The organism is Haloarcula rubra (assembly GCF_019599465.1).
GTDB lineage: Archaea > Halobacteriota > Halobacteria > Halobacteriales > Haloarculaceae > Haloarcula > Haloarcula rubra.
Window position 1 is genome coordinate 256676 of the sequence record NZ_RKLR01000004.1, and the last position, 20652, is coordinate 277327.

The following is a 20652-nucleotide window of genomic DNA, read 5'->3' on the forward strand; positions in this document are numbered from 1 at the left end:
GCGGTTTCGGCAGGTTCAGGAGACGCTTCGGACCGCCGTCTGCGCGGTGTCACGACAGCAGCGGGGCCGCGAACACCACGCCGAGTACGGCGAGGACGAGCCCCACACCGACCCGCCACAGGCCCCCGCGAGCGATGCGCCACGCGGTCCCCCGCTCGGACGTGTCCGAGACGACGAAGACGGGTGTCACGTCACCGTCGGAGACCACGGCGTCGACGAGGTCGCTCCCCCACTCGACTGGCGGTCCGCGACCGGCCTGTCCGTAGACGTAGACGGACTCCCCGACGTCGAGGCGGCGCTCGGTGAACCGCTGTCTATTCCCGACGTGCAGCTCGGTCACCAACAGGTTCACCGTCGCGTCCTGCGGGTCGACGGCGTCCGACGCGGCGACGTACTGGGCGAGTCTGTCCGGCAATTCGGTCCCCGGGGAGACGGTCACGGTGTGGTCTTCGAGGCGGAGGTCCGCCCCCGTCGGGTCGACGCGGACCCGGTCGGTGCCGTCGTCGACGACGAAGTCAACGCCGTCCATCCCTTCGTCGAGCGTGTGCCACGAGGAACTCTTCCCCGACGAGCGGAGCTCTTCGACCTCGTAGGTGTAGGCCAGACACGCCGACCCGGTGAAGGGGGCCGTCACCGTCCCGTCCTCGCCCGCCACGGCGGTGCCCGATATCTCGACCGGCCCGGTCTGTCCGTGGAGCTCTCGGACGGGAACCGGGTCGTTCCGGAGGACGTGGAACACCGTCGTGAGTTCGCGACCGCCGGTGTAACAGAGGTAGCCGGCGACGGCGAGGAAACTCAGGGCGACCACCTGCTGGAGGACCATGCCCGGACCCGCGGCGGCGAGGCGCAAAAGCGTTCCCGAAGCGCCGGCGGAATTGCCCCACTCCGGAGTCTTTTGCCCTCGCAGTCCCAACGGCGGGTATGGCCGGGGCTTCGCCGACGGACACCGAAGAGTGCAGCCTGGAGACCGCCCGCCGCCAACTCGGGAGCTACGCCGTCCCGGTCGACCGGACCGACCGCATCCCCCTGTCGGTGGCCGTCGGGCGCGTGCTGGCGACGGACGCGACGGCCAACGAGCAGGTGGCCGACGCCGCGATCGACGTCGGCGAGACGGTGTTCGAGCGCGGGCAGCAGGTCAGGCCCGCCGACGTGGGGCTCCTGAAGAGTGCCGGCATCACCGAACTGCTCGTCCGGCAGCGGCCACAGGTCGGCATCCTGCCGACCGGCGACGAACTCGCACGGCACGTCTCCGGGGCAGACACCCGCATCGAGACGGCCGGCTTCACGCTCGCGCAGTACGTCGACCGGTGGGGCGGGAAAGTCACCTACCGTGACCCGGTCGCCGACGACCCGCCGGCGCTCCGGATGGCCGTCCAGCGCGACCTGACGCGGGACGTCCTCGTCGTCACCGGGACCGAACCCGGCGACACGCTCCGGGAGGTCGTCCGCGAACTCGGCGACGTGATTGCCGACCGCGTCGCCATCTCACCGGGCCGGGAGACTGGGCTGGCCGTCGTCGAGGACCGCCCGCTCCTCCTGTTGCCGGAGTCGGCGGTCGCGGCCCGCGTCGGTGCCCTCCAGTTGCTCCGCCCGCTGTTGAAGGCCTTCGGCGACGCGCCGCTCACGCCCCACCCGACGCGGACGCGCCCGCTCACCGACGGTATCGACGCCGACCCGGCGCGACACACGTTCGTCCCGGTCGCGGTCGACGACGCGGGTGCCACCCCACTGCCCGGCACCGACGTGGCCACCGCGACGCGGGCCGACGGCTGGGTCGCCGTCCCCGAGGGGACCGCGGGACCGACCGCCGGCGACAACGTCGACGTAGAGGACTGGGACTACCTCCCGTAGCCCTCGACGACCGTCGTGACACGGTCCGCCCCTCCAGTCGTGGCCACGGGGCCGTCCGCGCGTGGCTACTCGCTGAGGTGGTGCCAATCTGCCGGGTTCTCGTGAGTAAGCGATACATAACTTGATTACGTCTGACATCCTCTCGGAGCGTAACTACCGTCAGGATAGGGGGCAGAAGCGGTCCGAAACCGAGGTGGCACTGACCGTCACCGACCACGGCTACCGGCCGACTGCAAGTGGTTCGCGGCGTACTGTACGACGTGCTTTCTGACGGCGTGACCGGACAGCGGCGGTCGACTACCGCCCGAAGGAGCACACATGGACGAGAAACCGAGCAGTGAACTATCGGCAGAAGCGGGTACTGAACAGTCTGTGGCCGTCTCGGGGGTGGCAGACGGCGTCTCGGAGCGACGGGACCCGCCCGAGAACGGGGACGGCGACACACTCTCGGACGTCCTCGACATCGAACTGTCGGCCGTAGACGACGGCCAGACCGAGACGGACATCGTCCTCTGGGAGGACCCGTTCGTACAGGACATCCTCGCCGACGTCGACGCGTACTTCGCGACGCACCGGGACGAGACGTTCGCGGACGCGCCCTCGAGCGAGTTCGTCGCCACTCGGTTCTTCGACTTCTCCGTGTTCGACGACTACGACCTGCTGGAGTACCGCTGGGTGAACGAACCGTTCGCACTCGTCGCCATCGTCTACGACGACGACGAGATGGAACACCGGTATCTCGTCGTCGAACCGGAGATGAACAACTTCGAGCGGTACGTCCGCCAGGACATGGTCGAACTCCTGCGCAACCAGTTGATGTACAAGGAGTTCGACGAGGACGCCGAGCGGCGTGACCTCTTCGAGCGCGAAGCCAAGCAGATGATACTCGACAACGCGGCGACTGTCGAGGAGGGGAGTCTGCACAAACTGCTGTACTACCTCGTCCGCGACTTCATCGACTACGGCGCTATCGACCCGATTATGCGTGACCCGGCCGTCGAGGACGTCTCCTGTGACGGCACGGCGGTCCCCGTCTTCGTCTACCACCGCGAGTACCGCGACCTGAAGACCGACGTCGCCTTCGACCGCGAGTCGCTGGACTCCTTCACCTCCCGGATGGCACAGCGAGCGGGCAAGCAACTCACCGTCTCCAGTCCCCTCGTCGACGCGTCGCTCCCGAACGGGTCGCGCGTCCAGATTACCCTCGGCGGCGACATCAGCACTCGCGGGGCGAACTTCACCATCCGGAAGTTCGCGGACATCCCGTTCACGCCAGTCGACCTCGTCCGCTGGAACACCTTCTCCGCGGAGATGATGGCCTACTACTGGCTGGCGATTCAGAACAACAAGTCGCTCGTCTTCGCCGGTGGCACCGGGTCCGGGAAGACGTCCAGCATGAACGCCATCTCGTTTTTCATCCCGCCGGCCAGCAAGATCGTCTCCATCGAGGACACGCGGGAGATCGACCTCCCCCACGAGAACTGGATTCAGAGCGTCACCCGCAGTCCCCTGACTGCGGAGGGGCGCGGCGAAGTCAGCATGTACAACCTGCTCAGCGCCGCACTCCGCCAGCGACCGGAGTATCTGCTCGTCGGCGAGATTCGGACCGACGAGAACGTCGCGCTGACGTTCTTCCAGGCGATGTCGACCGGACACACCGCCTACACCACCTTCCACGCCGACTCCGTCGAGACGGTCATCTCGCGGATGCAGAACCCGCCGCTCAACGTGCCGGTCCAGATGTTGCAGGACCTCGACATCATCTCCATCCAGCAACAGACCTACCTCGGCGACAAGCGCGTCCGGCGGAACCGGTCGACCGCCGAAATCCAGTCACAGGAGTACGACACTAACGACATCCACATCAAGCGCGTCTTCGAGCGCGATTCGACCACGGACACCCACGAGAAGGTCTCCGAATCCAGCCTGATGGCCGAGATAGCGGCCGACCGAGGCTGGGACGACGCGGAACTGGCGGCGCAACTCGCCGACCGGGCGCGCCTCCTCCAGCATCTGGTCGACGAGGGCATCAACGGCTACGTCGCGGTGTCCTCGGCCATCCAGTTGTTCGACAAGAACCGCGAGGAAGTGGTGCGTCGACTCGACGCCGGCCAACTCACCGAGGCGTACCTCAGAGAACGCGGCCCGACCGTCGAGGACCTCGACTCGATGGGCATCGACCTCAGAACGCTCATCGAGGAGGAGTGAGATGGCGACGGACGAACACCGACGCGACGAGGGCCTGTCGGGCGCTGCTCCTCGCCAGCACCGTGACCCGACCGACGTGCGGCCCGAAGACAGCGACGAGTTCCGCGACCAGTACGGCTATCTCCGGAGTTACTTCCGACTCCGACCGAAGCGGTACCAGACCCTCCAGCGCTGGCTGAATCAGGCACGCTTCGGCAAGAACTACGACGCGTACCTCGAACAGAGCGCGATATACGCCCTCCTCACGGCTCTGCTCGGCGTCCTCTGTGGCCTCCTGATAACCGCCGTCCTCGTCGGTGACGGCGTCATCGCGTCCCTCTCGAACCCCCTGTCGGTCCGGGGAGACCTGACGGCGTTCGTCGGGCAGAACCGGGTGCTGTTTGCGGGCGGTGCCCTCACCGCCGTCTCTGCGGGCCTGTTCGCCGCCGTGACGTGGTACGCCCGGTACTACTACCCGCGGTCCGTCGTCGGGACTCGTCGCCGGAACATCGACGTGACGCTCCCCCACGCTATCACCTTCATGTACGCGCTGTCGTACGGCGGCATGGGTGTCGTCGAGGTCATCACGGTCCTGGGGTCGGCACAGGACACCTACGGCGAGGTGGCAAACGAGTTCCAGATGGTCGTCCGCGACGTCGAGCTGTTCGGCAACGACCTCTACACCGCTCTCCAGAACGCCCGGAACCTCACCCCGAGCGACAACCTCGAACAGTTCTTCGACGACCTGCTGAGCGTCTTAGACGCCGGCGGCGACGTCACCGTCTTCTTCGAGAACCAGACCGACATCTATCTCGAAGAGGCCCGCGACGAGCAGACGGCCTTCCTGGAGACGCTCTCTCTGCTCAGCGAGGTGTTCGTCGTGCTGTTCGTCGCCGCACCGCTGTTCCTCATCGTCATCCTCATCGTGATGAGTCTGCTGGGCGCCCAGACGCTCACGCAGGTCACGCTCCTCGTGTACGTTGTCATGCCGCTGGCGATGCTCGCTTTTCTCATCCTGCTGGATACACTCTCGTCGCCGTTCACGCAGTCGGCGGTCACGCTGGACGACCACCACCACGCGACGACCGGTGGCATCGGTCGACTCATGTTGCTCGTCGGCCGCGACACCGTCGTGGCGGCGGGCGAGCAGTGGGCCGCCGGGATGGCGACACTCCTCGGACAGGAACCGCCGTCCGTCGACGACGACCGGCACCTGCAAGCCCAGCGAAACGCCTATCTCCGTCGCCGGCGCCGGCGGCACCTGTTCGACGCGCTCGAATCGCCACTGGCCATCTTCGACCGGAGTCCGGTCCTGACACTGCTGCTGACAGTGCCGCTGACGGCCGTCTGGGTCGCGTTCGCCGTCACGTGGGGGGCCGTCGAACCGACGCGGGACGCCTTCCTCGCCGCGCCACGCACCGCGACGCTGTGGCTCGTGGTCGTACCGCTGCTCACGCTCACGGTCCCGCTCTCGGTGTTCGTCGAACGCAAGAGCCGACGCGAACGCCACATCTCGCGGCAGTTCCCCGACACGATGAACGCGCTGTCGAGCGCGAACAAGATGGGGGTGCCGACGACGGAGGCGCTCGGCCTCGTCGCGAAGTGGTCCAGCGGTCCCATCGAGGTGGAACTCACGAAGGTCAGAAACGACATCCGGTGGAACCACGACACGGCACGGGCGCTCCGGGCGTTCGCTGACCGACTCCGCGTCCCGCAACTGTCGCGGGCCATCAAACTCATCGCCGAGGGGATGCGCTCTAGCAGCGACCTCGCGCGCGTCCTCAGCATCGCGGCCGACGACACCCGGAACCGGTTCAAAATCGAACAGCAGCGCCGCCGCGAACTGAGTTCGTACGTCGCCGTCGTCGTCATCGGCTTCCTCGTGTACCTGCTGGTGGTGGCGCTGCTGACCGAGAGCTACCTCCAGCCAATCGCGGCGGCGTCGGGGCCGACCACCGGCACCGAGGTCGAATCACCCATCAGCATCTCCAACCTGCCGGTCGCGGCCTACGAGACGCTGTTCTTCCACTCGGCCATCATCCAGGCGTTCGGCTCCGGACTGCTGGCCGGCAAACTCGTCGACAACAACGGGTTCAGTGGACTGAAGTACAGTATCCTGTTGGTCCTGCTCTCGACTGTCGCGTTCACCCTCATCTAACCCCGACGATGACTCAGCTACCCACCTCAGACGGCCGGAATCGCCTCTCCCGAGCGCACCGTCTCGTCCGGGCCGTGCGTGCGGTCCGGGGCGACGACCGGGCGGTTTCTGAAGTCGTCGGTGCCATCCTGCTGTTCGGCCTCCTCATGTCGCTGCTGGTGTTGATTCAGGTCAACGCCGTGCCGGCACAGAACCAGCAAGTCGAGTTCGAGCACAACCAGCGCGTCCAGCAAGACATGCTGGCGCTGGACGGAGCGCTCCTCCAGACTGGAACGGAGAACGTGCCGGCCTCGGCCAGCGTCGAACTCGCCGCACGGTACCCCTCGCGGTTCTTCCTCGTCAACCCCGGCGTCGGTTCCGGGACCATCGAGACGACAGCGCCGGGTACGGTCACGGTGTCGAACGCACACGCGCCGTCGGCCCCGACCTACTGGGACGGCGACGACCGGACGTTCGAGACACGTCTGGTCCGGTACCGGCCGAACTACAGAGAGTACCGGAACGCACCCGCCACGGTGTACGAGCACAACACCCTCGTGAACACCTTCGCGAGTGGCGCAACGGTCCCCGTGGACTCGGGCAGTTTCGTCGACGGCGACCAAGTGACGCTCCTCCTCGTGGACGGGCAACTGTCGACGGCGAGTACAGGGGCCGTCGCCGTCGAGACGACGCCGCTGTCCGCACCGGCCCGGTCGCTGACTATCACGAACGAGACGGACGACGGCATCACTATCTCCGTGCCGACGACGCTGTCGGAGACTCAGTGGGAGTCACTGCTCGCCGACGAGACGGGCGCGAACGGTAACGTCACCGACGTCGTGGTCGCACCGAGAACGCCGCACGACGTGCTCACGGTGACGCTCCGTCCCGGGAGCTACCGACTGCGGATGGGGATGGTGGGCGTCTCCGGCAACACGGACGACAGCGTCCTCGGCCCCCACTACGTCACCGCGGACGACGAACCGTTCGCCGGGACGCTCCGCGAGGGCGAGTCCAAGCAGGTGACCGTCCGAATCAGCGACCGGTTCAACAACCCGACCACCGGCGACGTGACGTTCTCCTCCCCGGACGGGTCGTTCGTGCGACCCGACGGCAGTGTCGTCGCGTCACTCACGAAGTCGAGCGACGAGAGCGGGCGGGTCGCCGCCGTGTTCCGCCCGACACCGGGGTTCACCGGCACGACAGTCGTCACTGCCGAACGCGACTTCGACGGCGACAGCACGGTCCAGTCCCGAGAACGCGTCGACCTGTCTATCCCGGTCGGACAGACCGGTGCGACCGGCGACTCCAACGAGGATTCCGTATCCGGCATCAACCCGTGGTCCGACGAGAGCGTCCGACTCGAGTCAGTCGCCCTCGACGGGGGAGCCAACACGGTGACGCTGGGCCTGTACAACAACGGGTCGGTCGATAGAGAGATTCGGCGAGTCCGATTGCTGTTCTACTCGGCCAACAGCGGCGACCCCGCGGAGTGGGGGAAACTGAACGGCAGTGACGACGACCAGTTCTTCCGACTGAGCGACTGGGAACAGGTCGACCAGTCCATCGTTATCGAATCGAAGACGCCGGAGGCGGTCACCATCACGTTCGACGACGCCGGGAACAAGGACTTCTTCGGCATCGCCGTCCAGTACAACGGGATGTCCTCGAACTACTTCGTGCAGGTTCCGTGACCTAGAGGTCCAGCAGCGAGGTGACGCGGTGGTCGCCCCGCACACACCGGTCGGTCGAGACGGGGGACTCGCGGTGGACGTGGATGCCGTCCAGCCCGGCGTTCCGGGCGGCGCCGATGTCGCCGGGGTTGTCGCCGGCCAGCGCGCCGACGTGACCGTTTTGCCCGACGCCCATCTCGCCCATGGCCCGGTGGACCGGTTCCGGGTCGGGTTTCCAGCCGATGTCGTCGTCACAGCAGACGACCGTGTCGAACCAGTCGGCGATGTCGAGGTGTTCCAACACCGGTTGGGTCAGGTAGTCCTGACAGTGTGTCACGAGCCCCACGGGGTCCGTCCGGTCGGCGAGGAACTGCTCGGCGTCCTCGTAGAGGTACGTTGCCTCGGCGCGGGCCTGCGGGTCCTCCTCGTCGTGGAAGGCGGCCCAGAACCGTTCGGGCGTTACGTCCCGTTCGGCGAGCAGTTCGGCGCGGGTATCGCCCTGTCCGTACCAGAGACGGACGGCGTCCCGCTCGGTGAACCCCTGACCGAGGCGGTCACCGACTCGGGCCATGACCTCGACCGGGTACGACGGGTCGACGTCGACCAGCGTCCCGTCGAGGTCGAACAGCCAGAAGTCGTAGTTGCGGGGCATGGGGACACGTTGGTAGGGTAGTTCAGTGTATAGTCTTTCTGCCCCTAACGGCCTCGTAGAGAGTGGCTAATTCGGCGCGATATCACTCGACGCGGATGGAGCTCCCGAGGTACTTCGAGAGGACCTCGGTGACGTTCTCGGCGTTGAACGCGTCGAGGTCGTCTGCGATGGCCGCCCGCAGGTCGTCCAGATACGCCTCGTCGGTCTGGAGTTCGCTGAACGACGCGGACTCGACCGGGACGCCCAGCGCGTCCTCGGCCTGCCGACGGAAGTGGCCCTCGTCGGCCAACTCGCCGCGCCAGAGGTTGTCTCTGAAGAACAGCCACCCGTCCTCGCCGGGTGGATCCGCCGTCCGGTACAGCACCGTCTCGAAGTGGTCCGGGTCGACGGCGAGGCCCTCGCCCGGCGCGAGGCGGTACGTCACGCGGAAGACGTAGCGGGCCGGCGCGTCGTCGGGGTCGGTCACGACCCTACTCGTAGATGCCGTTCAGTCGCTCGGCCATGTCGACGTCGTTGTCGGTGATGCCGCCCGCGTCGTGGGTCGTCAGTCGGACCTCGACTTCGCCCCAGCGGACGGTCATCTCCGGGTGGTGCCACGCGTCCTCGGCGACGCCCGCCGCGGCCGCGAGGAAGCCCGACGCGTCGAGGTAGGCGTCGAACTCGTAGGTGCGGACGATTTCGTCGCCCTCTCGCTCCCAGCCGTCGGGGATGCGTTCGGCTATCTCCGTATCGGACAGCAGGTCTGCCATACGCTAGCGGTGACGTGCCAGCCGCAAAACGGTTGTGTCAGTCGACACCGAGGCGTCGCCGGAGGCGGCGCTGGACGAGGACGACGCCCACGACGGCGACGGCGAGGCTCACGAACAGCCAGAACGGCAGGTCGGCGTTCTGGAGGCCGACCCACGCCGCCGCCACACCCAGTGCGGCGACGAGCAGACAGCCGTACGCGAACGCCTGCACGAGGCGTCGCTCGTCGCGTCGCTGGCGCTCGGTGTAGTTCGTCACCTCGTACAGGCCGCCGACGGCGGCGACGACGAAGCCGACGCCGACGACGAACGGGAGCAGCGAGACCATCTAGTCGTCGGCCAACTGTTCGAGGACCGCCGGGGGTATCTCCTCGCGCATCCCCTCGGGGATGTCCTCGATGGCCATGTCCTCGATTGCGGCCGGTGGCTCGCCGCTCTCCGGGCCGAAATCGGGGTCGAACAGCTCCAGCGCCGTCTGGATGGTCGTCCAGTCGTCCTCCTCGGCAGCGTCACGGAGGCTCCGGGTCGGCGCGGCGAGCAGTTGCGAGACGATGGCGTCGGCCATCGACTCGACGACTTCGCGCTGGTCCTCGTCGAAGTCGGCCCCGGCCATCGCCGTGTTGAGTTCGGCGGCCTTGACCTGTTCGGCGCTCTCGTACATCGCCGAGATGACCCGGTCGGCCCGCTTGCGCTTGTACTGAGTCAGCAGGTGGTCGAACTCCTCGTCGACGAGGCGCTCGACGGCCTCGGCGGCCCGACGGCGCTGCGCGCGCGTCTCCTCGGTGACCGACTCCAGCGCGTCGAGGTCGTAGACGGTGACGCCGGGGACGCCGTCCGCGCCGGCCGGGACGTCCCGTGGTTGTGCGATGTCGACGACGTACGTCTCCCCGGCCCCGGCGAACGTCTCGGCGTCGAACACGTGGTCGTTGCTCCCGGTCGCCGTGACGACGATGCGGGCCTCCTCGACGGCGGCCTCGGCGGCGTCGAGCGCGACGGCGCTGGCGTCCGCGTCGATGGTCTCGGCGACGTGTTCGGCGTGCGGGACGGTCCGATTGGCGACGATGACGCGGTCGACCCGCGTCGAGAGTGCCTTCGCGGCGAGTTGCCCCATCTCGCCGGCGCCGACGACCAGCGCCGTCTCGCCGTCCAGCGAGCACTCCCGGTCGACCAGCCTGACGGCGGCCGACGCCAGCGAGACGACGCCCTCGTTGATGCGCGTCTCGTCGCGGGCACGCTCGCCGACGTGGATGGCTTTCGTCACGCCGTCCTCCAGCAGGGGGCCGACGCCGCCGACGCCGCGAGAATCCTCGTAGGCGTCGCGTAACTGGCCCAGAATCTGGTCCTCGCCGAGCACGATGGATTCGAGGCCGGCGGCCACGCGGAGCAGGTGGCGCAGGCTCTCCTCGTGGTCCATCGTGACGACCACGTCGTCGGGGATGTCACGGGTGAACAGTGAGAGGGCGTCCAGTCCCGTCTCGTGGTCGGGCGCGACCACGTACCCCTCGGTCCGGTTACACGTCTGGAGCGCGAGCGCCTCCTCGACGCCCGGTCTGGCGAGGAGCGACTCGACGGCGTGGCGCTGGCTGTCCGTCGCTGCCGTCTCCAGTTGGTCGACGCTCGCGCGGTCGTGCGAGACGCGAACGCCGACGATGACGCCGTTGTCCTGCATCACGTGGTCTCACCCGGTAAATCTCCGATCACGTCTTCAGCTACCTGTCGGGCTTTGGGTCTACCACTATCTAAAGCCTTCCAAACCGCTCGGTCTCTGACGACGGCACGGACGGCGTCCCGACGTTCGGCCGGCGGGATACCCTCCGATTTGAGGGTCTCTCGCAGGTCGCCGGTCAACTCGGCCATCTCGCCCGCGCCGGCGAACTCCGACTCGAACCGCTCGCGGAGGTGTTTCGACAGCGCCGGCGCCCGGCCGCCGGTGGCGACGGCCATCGTCACCGGGTCGTCACGGACCGTCGCCGGCACGACGACGTTCCCGACGGACTGCTCCCCGTGGTCGTCGGCGCGGTTGACGAGTGCGCCGTGGTCCCGGGCGGCCGACTCGGCGGCCGCGTTCAGGTCCGGGTCGTCCGTCGCGGCGACGACCAGTGCCGGGTCGGTTCGCGCTATCCACCGGCGAATCTCGTCGGCGTCGGGTGCGGCACGAACCAACTCGGCACCGCCGAACTCGCGCTCCCCGAACTCGGGACTCAGGACGACGACGGACGCCTCTTCGGCGAACCGGCGGGCTTTCCGCGCGCCGACGGGGCCGCCGCCGACGACGAGCACGGTTTCGCCGTCGAAGTCGTGGAGTAGTGGTATCATCCCTGGTCGGGGGCCGATTCGACGTTCGCCTCGGCTCTATCCTTAACTCTAATGCCCGTCTTCTTCAATATTCGTGTCGAGAACAGGGTGTCCCAGTCGTCGTCGCCGACGTCCCAGTACTCGGACATCCGGTCGTGGACCTGCTGGATGCGGCGCTCGCTCTCTGTCTCGGTCCGCCCGTGGGTCATCGCGAAGAAGTTGTACGGCCAGACGTCCTCGTGGCGTGGCCGCTCGTAGCAGTGGGTGACGAAGTCGAACTCGGCGATGGCCGGCCCCACCTCGTCGACGACGTCGTCGGGCACGTCCCAGACGGTCATCCCGTTCTCCGAGTAGCCCAGCGCGTAGTGGTTCGGGATGGCACCGACCCGGCGGACCTTCCCCTCCGCGTCGAACCGCTTGATCGTCTCGACGACCCACTCGGTGTCGGCGTCGATAGCGTCGGCCACGTCGGCGTACGGCGTCTCCGTAATCGGGAGGCCGCCCTGAATCTCCAGTACGAGGTCGAGCTCCTCGGGGGTTAGGGACTGCCTGTCGGTCGGGGTCACGTCGGGGCCAGCGTCCGAGCAGTCGACGGCCTGCGTCTGTGGGCCCTCGACCGGGAACTTCGCGCCGACGTGGAACTCCTGCTGTTTGGGGAGGTTGAACGTCGGTTCGCCGGTCTCGCCCTCTATCTCGGCCAGTACGTCCTCGACACGGCTCTCCTCGGCCACCGAGAGGACGAACCACATGTTGAGGTAGGGGTGTTCGCGCTCGTAGTTGTGGGCGACCTCGGGGTGGGCGTTCACCATCTCCGCGTGTTCGTCGTAGGCGTCTTCGGGGGCGTGTGTCGCCACCAGCGTCGCCGTCCCGCCTATCTCCTCGGCGTTGATGAGTGCGCCGAAGCGGGTCAGCACCCCCTCCTCGTCGAGTCGCTGAATCCGTTCGAGGAGTTCGGCCGCGCTCACGTCGACGCCGTACTCGGCCAGTGCGGCCGCCGCCGGTTCGAACGGTCGTTCGACGACCGGGAACCCGCCCTGAAACGCGTTGAGGATGGCCCTGTCCACCCGCCCGAGGTCTTCGCTCATGTACGACGCTCGGGACTCTGTGAATAAAAACGGCGCGGGAGCGAGTATCGCCACACGCCGGCAGGGCTGGGTGGTCTGCGGCCCACTCCGGGCCGCTCGGCACAGTGCTTTAGCGCTTCCAGCACCTACCTGTGGTGTGCAGATATCCACCGCTGAACTGGCGGTGCGGTTGCTGGTCTACTGTTTCGTACTGGTGGGTGCACCGCTCTTCTTCGTCGTCATGTTCCGCATCATGGACTACGCGGCGAAGGATTCGCTCGTCGAGCAGTTCAGCGGTCGGCGCGCCGGCCTCGACACGGGGCAGCTAAACGCCTACTTCGAGCAGGCGGGCGTCGAGGCCCGGACCTGCCGGTTCTGTGGGTCTGCCAACGGCCCGGACTACACCTACTGTCACAACTGTCAGGAACGGCTGACGGACTAGTCGCCGCGGACGCCGGTGACCGCGAAGCCGCGGTCCTCGATGGCGTCGAGGATGGCCTCGTGGTCCGCGCTGGCCTCGTAGTAGAAGACGAGGTCGAACGACCCGTCGCGCAGGAGTTGCTGGCACTCCCAGACGAACGCCTCGTCGTCGAGCGTCAGGCCCTGATGCTGGTTCGAGGCGAACTCGGGGTCGTCGCTGCCGGAGTAGACGAACGTGTCGCTCGGGTCCATCCCGTACCCCTCGGCGATGTCGTCGCCGACGTCGATGGTGGCCTGCATCATCTCTATCTCGTCGCTGCCGTCGTACTCCGTGTGGACGACGGCGCCGTTGAGTCGAATCTCGCCGGGTTCCAGCAACTGTTTGGTCCGGCGATACAGGTCGTCGTCGAGTGCGTCGGCGTCGCTCATACCGATGGTGGGCCTGCCGCCGCCTAATGTACTTCGGATTCACGCCGACGTAGCGGCCGCTCCCGCCACGACGACAGTCTCGTCGGCCGCGAACGTGTTCGCCTACAACCGCGTGACGTTCTCCGCACGCGGCCCCTTGTCAGCCTGCACGATGTCGAACTCGACCTCCTGACCCTCCTCGAGGTCGGGGCCGCCGACGTCCTCCATGTGGAAGAACACGTCCTCCTCGGAGTCCTCCGTCTCGATGAAGCCGTACCCGCCAGTGTCGTTGAAGAAGTCGACTGTGCCGGTCGCCATCGTCACAACCTCTGGAGGTTCTTCGCGCGCGGACCCTTGTCCGCCTGCTCTATCTCGAACTCGACCTCCTGACCCTCCTCGAGGTCGGGGCCGCCGACATCCTCCATGTGGAAGAACACGTCCTCGTCCGCGTCGTCTGTCTTGATGAAGCCGTAACCGCCCGTATCGTTGAAGAAGTCTACCGTACCGGTCGCCATTGCACCTGAACGTAGACGCCGGGGGTATTAAAACTATGCGGCGGTGTCACACGGGCGGTCGGAGCCACAAACGCCTTATCGTTCGGTTGATATGCTTCGGGTGATGCGAGACAGGGTCCGCAGTCTCGGCTACGCCGCCTACGAGCGACTGCTCCGCTGGGAGCTGTCCGGGACCCCGAGTCACGTCGCCGTCATTCAGGACGGCAACAGACGGTACGCCCGCGAGCGAGGCGTCGACGCGAACAGAGGCCACAGCGAGGGTGCCGAGACGACCGAGGCGCTGCTGGACTGGTGTGACGAACTCGGCGTCGACGAGGTGACGCTGTACGCCTTCTCGACGGAGAACTTCGACCGGCCGAAGGACCAGCGCGAACACATCTTCGACCTCGTCGAGCAGAAACTCCGAACGTTCGCCGACGCCGACCGCGTCCACGATGCCGAGGTGTGCATCCGTGCCATCGGCGAGACGGACATGCTCCCGGAACGGGTACAGGACGCCATCGACTACGCAGAGACCAGAACGGCCCAGTACGACCGCCTCAACCTGAACGTCGCGCTGGCCTACGGTGGTCGCGCGGAACTCCTCGGTGCGGCCCGCGACGTGGCCGAAGCCGTCGACGCGGGGGAGTTGACGCCGGCGGACGTCGACGTCGACACCGTCGAGGAGCGCCTCTACGAGGGCCCGACGCGCGACGTGGACCTCATCGTGCGCACCGGCGGCGACGAGCGCACCTCGAACTTCCTGCCGTGGCACGCCAACGGCAACGAGGCCGCGACGTTCTTCTGTACGCCCTACTGGCCGGAGTTCCGGAAGATAGACTTCCTCCGGGCCATCCGGACCTACGAGAACCGCGAGGAGTCGTGGCGCACCACTCGCGCGCGCCGGGCGCTGACGCTCGTCCGCGCGGTGGAGAACGCCGAGGTGCCACAGGCCCGCCGCGTTCTGGGCCGGTTCCGCGACGCCCTCCCGAGCGGCGAACGAGAGGCCATAGACGAGGAGTACGAGGCCGCGGACTGAGCGCGGTCACCCGACACGACTGGTGCCACTCGCCCGCCGACGTGCTATTGGATTCCAGCCCCTACTGTCGACTATGGAGGGGACCGTAGACGACGCGGACACCGCGGAAGCGCTGGCGCGCACGTACGCCGACGAGGAGTGCGTCGGCGAACTCGGTGCCGAGGTGTCGGTCGAGCGAACCGACGGCGGGTGGGTCGTCGAGTTCCGCACACACACCTTCTCGGACACGTACGAGCACCGGATTCGAATCACGACCGAGGGCAACGTCTTCGGCCACGAGCGGAGCAGTCGGTTCGACTGACGAGGGCGACGCTCTCGGGGCCGACCGAGGCGGGTGTGAGGGACGGTTGGCGTCGGCTACCGTTCGGTCACGGAGAGGACGCGACCGGCGGCGACGGTCTGGCCCATGTCCCGCACGGCGAAGCTCCCGAGTTCGGGAATCTCGTCGCTCGGCTCGATGGATAGCGGTTTCTGCGGTCTGACCGTCACGACGGCGGCGTCGCCCGTCTCGATGTAGTCCGGGTTCGATTCGAGCACCTCGCCGGAGGACGGGTCGACCGTCCTGTCCAGCGATTCGACGGTACAGGCGACCTGTGCGGTGTGGGCGTGGAAGACCGGCGTGTACCCCTCGGTGATGACCGACGGGTGTTGCATGACGAATATCTGCGCCTGAAACGTCTCGGCGACGGTCGGCGGGTCCGCCGCGGGACCACAGACGTCGCCTCGACGGATGTCGTTCTTCCCGATGCCGCGGACGTTGAAACCGACGTTGTCACCGGGTTCTGCGAGGTCGACCTCCTCGTGGTGCATCTCGATGGAGCGGACCTCGCCGCTCGCGTCCGACGGCTGGAACGAGACGTCGTCGCCGGGTCGCAACTGTCCCGTCTCGACGCGACCGACCGGGACGGTCCCGGCCCCTTCGATGGTGTAGACGTCCTGAATCGGCAGGCGAAGCGGTGCGTCCGTCGGCGGTTCGGGTTCCTGTAAGTCGTTAAGGGCTTCGAGTAGCACCCGGCCGTCGTACCAGTCCATGTTCTCGGACCGCTCGGCGACGTTGTCGCCCTGCAGGGCCGACATCGGGATGAACGAGGCGTCCGACGTGGGGAACTGGACCTGGTCCAGCAACTGCTTGACTTCTTCGACGACTTCCCGGAACCGCGCTTCCCCGTAGTCGACCATGTCCATCTTGTTGACGGCGACGACGAGTTCGCCGATGCCCAGCGTGCGGGCGAGGAAGACGTGTTCGCGCGTCTGTGGCTGGACGCCGTCGTCGGCGGCGACGACGAGGACGGCGTTGTCGGCCTGACTCGCGCCGGTAATCATGTTCTTCACGAAGTCCCGATGTCCCGGACAGTCGACGATGGTGAAGTAGTACGCGTCCGTGTCGAACTTCTGGTGGGCGATGTCTATCGTCAGCCCTCGCTCGCGCTCCTCGGCGAGATTGTCCATGACGTAGGCGAACTCGAAGCCGCCCTTCCCCTTCTCCTCGGCCTCCTCCCGGTACTGTTCGATGACGTGCTCCGGGATGCTCTCTGTCTCGTACAGCAACCGGCCGACCAGCGTGCTCTTCCCGTGGTCGACGTGGCCTATCATGGCCAGATTCTGGTGCGGTTTGTCGGTGGTCATTGGTCCCACCTCTCAGCGTTCGGAGACTACGACGCGCGTGAGCAAAAAGGCACACGTCCGTTCGCTCAGTTGACACGCTCGGCTGGATTCGCCCTATCGACCGAACTTCCGACAGACGCGGTCTGTCGACGTTCGGACGCTTCTCCCCGTTCAGCGTCCAAACCGTCGCTGGCGCTCCTGATAATCCCGCAACGCCCGCAGGTAGTCCCGACGGCGGAAGTTCTGCCAGTTCACGTCGGTGAAGTACAGTTCGGAGTACACCGACTGCCATATCATGAAGTCCGAGAGTCGCTCGGCGCCCGTCTTGATGACGAGGTCCGGGTCCGTCGGGAAGACGAGGTGGTCTTCGACGGCGGCCTCGTCGATGTCCTCGGGGGCTAGCTCGCCCGTCTCGACGTCTTCGGCGAGTTTCTGGACGGCCGTGGCGAACTCCGACTGGCCGCCGAGGCCGATAGATATCTGTATCGGCGCGTCGGCGACTGTCTCGTCGTCCGGCCCGCGGATGGCGACCGGTTTCGGCGCGCGCAGGTCGGCCAGTTCCCGCCGAATCGTCGGCACCACGTCCTCGTCGAGGACGCTCACGTACACCACGAGCGTCGCCGCCTCGTACTGGACCGCCCAGTCGAAGAAGCGCTCCAGCGTGGTGTACGCGCCGTCGGTCAGCAGGTCTCGCTCGGTGATGACCAGCGCCACCGTCTCCGGCAGGGCCGCGTCACTCATCCGTAGCCGCGCGGCGAGATACCTATCGTAGAGACCCACACCGACGGGTACACCGACAGTTCGCCTAAAGTTCACGGTCCGGGACCGTCGGCCCGCCGACCGGCGTGCTCGTGACGTACTGGCCGATAGCCCGCAAGTTCGGAAAGGGTAAGTGGCTCTCGGGGATACCGGCGGGACGTGACTTCGACAGTCAGACGCGCCGGGGCGTTCGCCGCGGTCGGGACGCTGGCGTTCGCCGTGCCGGTCGCGACCCGCATCCAGTCCCCAGCGCTCGCGACTGTCGCCGCGACGGCCCCGTTCCTGCTGGTCGCGGTCCTCGCCATAACCGTCCTCCAACAGGGGACGGTGCTGTTCGAGCTGTTCGCCCGACCGGGCGACTACGAGGACGGCAAACTGTACGGCCTCGCGGCCTTCGCACTCGCCGCCGCCGGCCTCGCCCTGCTCGCGGTCCAGTTCGAACTCCCCGTCTGGGTGTTCGTCGGCACCGTCGTCATCGTCGCCTACGGCAACCTCGGCCAGCGACTGGCCGCCCGAGTTCGGACGGACGAAGTCGTCGCCTCGGCCGGGTTCGTCGTCAGCGGGTTCGCCACCGGCGTCGCCGCGCAGTTGGGTGCCGCACGGATACAGGGCGCCACGGTCGCGGTCCCCGACACGCTGTTTCTCGCCGCCAGCGGCGCCCTCGTCGCCGCGCTGCTCCGGTCGGTGCTGTTCGAGCGCGACGACCCGCTGGTGATGCTCTCCGTCGGGTTGTTGCTGTGGCTGTTCTTCGAACTCGACCCGTCGGTGGCCTCCCAGCGCGTGTTCGTCGCGCTCGGTATCTCTGCCGTCCTCGGCTACGTCGCCTACGCGCTGGATACGGCCTCACTCCCGGGGATGCTCACCGGCGTCCTGCTCTCGCTGCTGACCATCGTCCTCGGGGGGTACGGCTGGTTCGCCATGCTCATCACCTTCTTCGGCCTCGGCGGCCTCTCGACGAAGTACCGCTACGAAGAGAAGCAGGACCGGGGCATCGCCGAGGAGAACGAAGGGGCCCGAGGGAGCGGGAACGTCCTCGCGAACTCCATCGTCGCGCTGGTCGCCGTCCTCGCGTGGGCGGCGAGTCCGAGCCACATCGCCGTCGACCCGGACCTGTTCCTCTACGCGTTCGCCGGCGCCGTGGCCGCCGCCATGACCGACACCTTCTCCAGCGAGTTCGGCGGCCTCTACGACAACCCCCGGCTCATCACCACGTTCCAGCCGGTCGAACCCGGTACCGACGGCGGCGTCACGTGGCAGGGCGTCGTCGCGGGCCTCGTGGGGTCGGGTATCATCGCCGGCATCGCCGCCGCCACCATCGGCTCCGTCGGGTCGGTGGGCGCGACGGTGATTCTCGCCTGTGGGTTCGTGGGCATGACCGTCGACAGCCTCCTCGGCGCGACCGTCGAGGGGACGCTCGTCGGCAATCAGGGCGTCAACGCGCTGGCGACGCTCGCGGCGGCCCTCACCGGCGTGGCCGTCGCCGTGGGCCTCGCGCTGGTATGATTCGCCCTGCCACCGAGGCGGACCGTGACCGCCTCGACGCCATCCAGTCGGCCGCGCTCGACCACCCGTGGCCGGGCCTCCTCGACGTCGCTATCGACGGGCCGCCGCTGGTGCTCGTCCTCGACGAGAACGGCCCGATAGCGTACGCGCTGGTCGTGCCCGACCACCCCGTCGCCTACCTCGCGGAGTTCGCCGTCGCGCCGCCGCTACAGGGACAGGGCAACGGGACGCGACTGATGGACGGGCTACTCGACAGGCTTCGCTCGGAGGGATTCGGGACGCTCAGACTCACTGCACGGGCGGACGACGAGCGCGTCCGGTCGTTCTACGGAGGGTTCGGCTTCGAACTCGTCGACCACCTCCCGGACCACTACGACGACGGCGACGGGGTCTTGCTGGCGCTGGACCTCTAGCCGACGGTCCTGACCTGCACGCTCGTCGGTTGTTTGACGTACTCCCCGTCGCCGGTGGCGACCACGACGTCGACGCCGCGTTGGGCGGCGACGTCCAGCACCCTCTGCGAGCAGGTGTCGTCGAGGACGACGGTCCGGGGGACGCCCTCACAGGATTCGACCAGCGAGACGACGTCGTCGGCGCCGCCCTCCGCGAGGACGGTCAGGTCCTCGTCGAGCAGTCGGACGGTCCCGCTCTCGCTCCGGATGACCGCGTCGACGTGGTCCGAGAGTCTGCTCGGCCCCGTCTCGTCCGCGTCGTCGGCCGCCTCGTCGTCCGCTCCGCCGGTGGGCGCCGTCTCTTTGTCGGTCATCTCATCGGCCGAGTCCCCTTCGGCCGGCGACGGTGCGGTGGGGTCGGGACTGCCGACCGCCGGCGGCGTCGTCCCGTGGTCGTCCGTGCCCGCTCGCGACCCGTCGACGGTCCCGGCCCCGTCGGCGCTGGTCTCGACGGCTTCGAGCGCGGCCGCCGGCGACTCCGCGTCGGCGACGGACTCGTAGGGCACCTTGTCGCGGAGCGCTTTCATCGCGTCGCCGCGCGAGAGGTCTTCGACGGACCGGCCCCGCGGCGCGACGGCCACGTAGTCCACGTCGCCGACCTGTGCCAGTTCCTTCAGGATGAGGTCCCCGCCCCTGTCGCCGTCGAGGAAGGCCGTCACGGTCCGGTCGGTCGTCAACTCGGCGACGGCGTCGGGGACGTCGGTCCCTTCGACGGCGATGGCGTTCTTCACCCCGTACTTCAGCAGTTGCAGGACGTCCGAGCGCCCCTCGACGACGACGATGGCGTCGGAGTCGGCCACGCGCGGCCCGGCCGGGAGTCCCTCGTACTCCGTGATGTCCTCGACGCGGGCACGCTGTCGGACCGTCTCGACGATGTCCTCGGTCTGGACGGACTGCTCCTCGAAGGCGGCCAGCAGTTCCGTCGCCCGGTCGACCACCTCGCGGCGTTTGGCGCTCCGGACGTCTTCGATGTCGGCGACGGCAATCTCGGCCCGGCAGGGCCCTATCTGTTCGATGGTCTCCAGCGCCGCCGCGAGGATGGCCGTCTCCACTTTGTCGAGGCCGCTCGCGACGGTTATCTGGCCGAACGACTGGCCGCTCTCGGAGCGAATCTCCACGTCGATGCGGCCGACTTTCTTCGAGTCCTGTAGGTCTCGCAGGTCCAGTTCCTCGCCGAGCAACCCCTCGGTCTGTCCGAACACCGCGCCGACGACGTCGCTCCGTTCGACGACGCCGGCGGCGGTGATGTCCGCGTGTATCAGATATTTCGCTGTGTCGTGCATTATCCCGGACTCCCGGTCCGTCGCAGAGAACGGCGACAGACCGTTGTCACTATCCTTACGTTGGCGACGACGCTCCAAATAAGC

The 20652-nt window shown here is 67.5% G+C and carries 23 protein-coding genes; 9 read left to right on the plus strand and 14 right to left on the minus strand.

All coding sequences use genetic code 11. The features are described from left to right. Positions 1 to 49: 49 nt before the first annotated feature. A complete protein-coding gene (locus EGH21_RS13110; protein ID WP_220618931.1) occupies positions 50 to 823 on the minus strand; it encodes an E3 ubiquitin ligase family protein in 774 nt (257 codons plus the stop codon). Positions 824 to 921: 98 nt separating this feature from the next. Here EGH21_RS13110 and EGH21_RS13115 point away from each other — a divergent pair, with 98 nt between their 5' ends. From EGH21_RS13115 to EGH21_RS13130, 4 genes are all read left to right on the plus strand, one after another. Continuing rightward, positions 922 to 1851: a molybdopterin-binding protein gene (locus EGH21_RS13115; protein WP_220618932.1), complete on the plus strand. Its 930-nt coding sequence runs from the start codon at positions 922 to 924 to the stop codon at positions 1849 to 1851. Positions 1852 to 2169: 318 nt separating this feature from the next. After that, positions 2170 to 4059 carry a type II/IV secretion system ATPase subunit gene (locus EGH21_RS13120; RefSeq protein WP_220618933.1) on the plus strand — a complete coding sequence of 630 codons (1890 nt, stop codon included), beginning with the start codon at positions 2170 to 2172 and terminating at the stop codon, positions 4057 to 4059. A 1-nt stretch (position 4060) separates the two neighbouring features. Next, positions 4061 to 6196, plus strand: coding sequence for a type II secretion system F family protein (locus EGH21_RS13125; RefSeq protein WP_220618934.1), 2136 nt, complete (start codon positions 4061 to 4063; stop codon positions 6194 to 6196). 8 nt (positions 6197 to 6204) lie between these two features. Beyond that, positions 6205 to 7869 (plus strand): hypothetical protein, encoded by a 1665-nt coding sequence (locus EGH21_RS13130; RefSeq protein WP_220618935.1) that lies wholly within the window; start codon positions 6205 to 6207, stop codon positions 7867 to 7869. A gap of 1 nt (position 7870) precedes the next feature. On the opposite strand, the gene EGH21_RS13135 is transcribed toward EGH21_RS13130, so the two are convergent. The 7 genes from EGH21_RS13135 to ahbB all read right to left on the minus strand — a co-directional run bounded on the left by EGH21_RS13135 (position 7871) and on the right by ahbB (position 12626). Next, positions 7871 to 8500, minus strand: coding sequence for an HAD family hydrolase (locus tag EGH21_RS13135; protein ID WP_220618936.1), 630 nt, complete (start codon positions 8498 to 8500; stop codon positions 7871 to 7873). Between the two features lie 82 nt (positions 8501 to 8582). Next, positions 8583 to 8966, minus strand: coding sequence for an LWR-salt protein (lwrS, locus tag EGH21_RS13140; protein ID WP_220618937.1), 384 nt, complete (start codon positions 8964 to 8966; stop codon positions 8583 to 8585). 4 nt (positions 8967 to 8970) lie between these two features. Further along, a complete protein-coding gene (locus tag EGH21_RS13145) occupies positions 8971 to 9249 on the minus strand; it encodes a 4a-hydroxytetrahydrobiopterin dehydratase (protein WP_220618938.1) in 279 nt (92 codons plus the stop codon). Between the two features lie 37 nt (positions 9250 to 9286). Then, positions 9287 to 9574 (minus strand): hypothetical protein, encoded by a 288-nt coding sequence (locus EGH21_RS13150; protein WP_220618939.1) that lies wholly within the window; start codon positions 9572 to 9574, stop codon positions 9287 to 9289. Further along, positions 9575 to 10915: a glutamyl-tRNA reductase gene (gene hemA / locus EGH21_RS13155; protein ID WP_220618940.1), complete on the minus strand. Its 1341-nt coding sequence runs from the start codon at positions 10913 to 10915 to the stop codon at positions 9575 to 9577. Beyond that, positions 10915 to 11562, minus strand: coding sequence for a precorrin-2 dehydrogenase/sirohydrochlorin ferrochelatase family protein (locus EGH21_RS13160; RefSeq protein ID WP_220618941.1), 648 nt, complete (start codon positions 11560 to 11562; stop codon positions 10915 to 10917). The genes hemA and EGH21_RS13160 overlap by 1 nt, the downstream gene beginning before the upstream one ends. After that, positions 11559 to 12626, minus strand: a complete 1068-nt coding sequence (ahbB, locus tag EGH21_RS13165; RefSeq protein WP_220618942.1) for a siroheme decarboxylase subunit beta — start codon at positions 12624 to 12626, stop codon at positions 11559 to 11561. The genes EGH21_RS13160 and ahbB overlap by 4 nt, the downstream gene beginning before the upstream one ends. Positions 12627 to 12762: 136 nt before the next feature. Between ahbB and EGH21_RS13170 the strand changes: the two genes are divergently transcribed. Then, positions 12763 to 13047 (plus strand): DUF7577 domain-containing protein, encoded by a 285-nt coding sequence (locus EGH21_RS13170; protein ID WP_220618943.1) that lies wholly within the window; start codon positions 12763 to 12765, stop codon positions 13045 to 13047. Here the strand turns inward: EGH21_RS13170 and EGH21_RS13175 are convergent. From EGH21_RS13175 to EGH21_RS13185, 3 genes are all read right to left on the minus strand, one after another. Continuing rightward, a complete protein-coding gene (locus EGH21_RS13175; protein WP_220618944.1) occupies positions 13044 to 13454 on the minus strand; it encodes a DUF5778 family protein in 411 nt (136 codons plus the stop codon). The two genes, EGH21_RS13170 and EGH21_RS13175, sit on opposite strands and share 4 nt — an antisense overlap. A 102-nt stretch (positions 13455 to 13556) precedes the next feature. Then, the gene (locus EGH21_RS13180) at positions 13557 to 13751 is read right to left on the minus strand and encodes a cold-shock protein (RefSeq protein WP_220618945.1); all 195 of its coding nucleotides are present in this window, start codon (positions 13749 to 13751) and stop codon (positions 13557 to 13559) included. A 2-nt stretch (positions 13752 to 13753) separates the two neighbouring features. Then, positions 13754 to 13948 (minus strand): cold-shock protein, encoded by a 195-nt coding sequence (locus EGH21_RS13185; protein ID WP_220618946.1) that lies wholly within the window; start codon positions 13946 to 13948, stop codon positions 13754 to 13756. A gap of 103 nt (positions 13949 to 14051) precedes the next feature. On the opposite strand from EGH21_RS13185, the gene uppS reads away from it, so the two are divergent. Continuing rightward, on the plus strand, positions 14052 to 14966 hold the full coding sequence (uppS, locus tag EGH21_RS13190; protein ID WP_220618947.1) for a polyprenyl diphosphate synthase: 915 nt from the start codon (positions 14052 to 14054) through the stop codon (positions 14964 to 14966). 73 nt (positions 14967 to 15039) lie between these two features. Further along, positions 15040 to 15267 carry a hypothetical protein gene (locus EGH21_RS13195; RefSeq protein ID WP_220618948.1) on the plus strand — a complete coding sequence of 76 codons (228 nt, stop codon included), beginning with the start codon at positions 15040 to 15042 and terminating at the stop codon, positions 15265 to 15267. Positions 15268 to 15323: 56 nt separating this feature from the next. Here the strand turns inward: EGH21_RS13195 and tuf are convergent, their stop codons facing one another. Both tuf and EGH21_RS13205 read right to left on the minus strand, forming a co-directional pair. Beyond that, a complete protein-coding gene (gene tuf / locus EGH21_RS13200; protein ID WP_220618949.1) occupies positions 15324 to 16592 on the minus strand; it encodes a translation elongation factor EF-1 subunit alpha in 1269 nt (422 codons plus the stop codon). A gap of 150 nt (positions 16593 to 16742) precedes the next feature. Then, entirely contained in the window at positions 16743 to 17351 is a 609-nt protein-coding gene (locus tag EGH21_RS13205) for an undecaprenyl diphosphate synthase family protein (RefSeq protein ID WP_220618950.1), read from the minus strand. A 138-nt stretch (positions 17352 to 17489) separates the two neighbouring features. On the opposite strand from EGH21_RS13205, the gene EGH21_RS13210 reads away from it, so the two are divergent. Next, positions 17490 to 18833 carry a DUF92 domain-containing protein gene (locus tag EGH21_RS13210; protein ID WP_220618951.1) on the plus strand — a complete coding sequence of 448 codons (1344 nt, stop codon included), beginning with the start codon at positions 17490 to 17492 and terminating at the stop codon, positions 18831 to 18833. Then, positions 18830 to 19246, plus strand: a complete 417-nt coding sequence (locus EGH21_RS13215; RefSeq protein WP_220618952.1) for a GNAT family N-acetyltransferase — start codon at positions 18830 to 18832, stop codon at positions 19244 to 19246. Before EGH21_RS13210 ends, EGH21_RS13215 begins: the two co-directional genes overlap by 4 nt. Here the strand turns inward: EGH21_RS13215 and dnaG are convergent. After that, the gene (gene dnaG, locus EGH21_RS13220; protein ID WP_220618953.1) at positions 19243 to 20568 is read right to left on the minus strand and encodes a DNA primase DnaG; all 1326 of its coding nucleotides are present in this window, start codon (positions 20566 to 20568) and stop codon (positions 19243 to 19245) included. The genes EGH21_RS13215 and dnaG overlap by 4 nt on opposite strands. Between the last annotated feature and the right edge of the window lie 84 nt (positions 20569 to 20652).

Bases quoted from the DNA above. Each gene is read 5' to 3' on its own strand.
- EGH21_RS13110 (WP_220618931.1), bottom strand. From the start codon at position 823: ATGGTCCTCCAGCAGGTGGTCGCCCTGAGTTTCCTCGCCGTCGCCGGC.
- EGH21_RS13115 (WP_220618932.1), top strand. From the start codon at position 922: ATGGCCGGGGCTTCGCCGACGGACACCGAAGAGTGCAGCCTGGAGACC.
- EGH21_RS13120 (WP_220618933.1), top strand. From the start codon at position 2,170: ATGGACGAGAAACCGAGCAGTGAACTATCGGCAGAAGCGGGTACTGAA.
- EGH21_RS13125 (WP_220618934.1), top strand. From the start codon at position 4,061: ATGGCGACGGACGAACACCGACGCGACGAGGGCCTGTCGGGCGCTGCT.
- EGH21_RS13130 (WP_220618935.1), top strand. From the start codon at position 6,205: ATGACTCAGCTACCCACCTCAGACGGCCGGAATCGCCTCTCCCGAGCG.
- EGH21_RS13135 (WP_220618936.1), bottom strand. From the start codon at position 8,500: ATGCCCCGCAACTACGACTTCTGGCTGTTCGACCTCGACGGGACGCTG.
- EGH21_RS13145 (WP_220618938.1), bottom strand. From the start codon at position 9,249: ATGGCAGACCTGCTGTCCGATACGGAGATAGCCGAACGCATCCCCGAC.
- EGH21_RS13150 (WP_220618939.1), bottom strand. From the start codon at position 9,574: ATGGTCTCGCTGCTCCCGTTCGTCGTCGGCGTCGGCTTCGTCGTCGCC.
- hemA (WP_220618940.1), bottom strand. From the start codon at position 10,915: ATGCAGGACAACGGCGTCATCGTCGGCGTTCGCGTCTCGCACGACCGC.
- EGH21_RS13160 (WP_220618941.1), bottom strand. From the start codon at position 11,562: ATGATACCACTACTCCACGACTTCGACGGCGAAACCGTGCTCGTCGTC.
- ahbB (WP_220618942.1), bottom strand. From the start codon at position 12,626: ATGAGCGAAGACCTCGGGCGGGTGGACAGGGCCATCCTCAACGCGTTT.
- EGH21_RS13175 (WP_220618944.1), bottom strand. From the start codon at position 13,454: ATGAGCGACGCCGACGCACTCGACGACGACCTGTATCGCCGGACCAAA.
- EGH21_RS13180 (WP_220618945.1), bottom strand. From the start codon at position 13,751: ATGGCGACCGGCACAGTCGACTTCTTCAACGACACTGGCGGGTACGGC.
- EGH21_RS13185 (WP_220618946.1), bottom strand. From the start codon at position 13,948: ATGGCGACCGGTACGGTAGACTTCTTCAACGATACGGGCGGTTACGGC.
- uppS (WP_220618947.1), top strand. From the start codon at position 14,052: ATGCGAGACAGGGTCCGCAGTCTCGGCTACGCCGCCTACGAGCGACTG.
- EGH21_RS13195 (WP_220618948.1), top strand. From the start codon at position 15,040: ATGGAGGGGACCGTAGACGACGCGGACACCGCGGAAGCGCTGGCGCGC.
- tuf (WP_220618949.1), bottom strand. From the start codon at position 16,592: ATGACCACCGACAAACCGCACCAGAATCTGGCCATGATAGGCCACGTC.
- EGH21_RS13215 (WP_220618952.1), top strand. From the start codon at position 18,830: ATGATTCGCCCTGCCACCGAGGCGGACCGTGACCGCCTCGACGCCATC.
- dnaG (WP_220618953.1), bottom strand. From the start codon at position 20,568: ATGCACGACACAGCGAAATATCTGATACACGCGGACATCACCGCCGCC.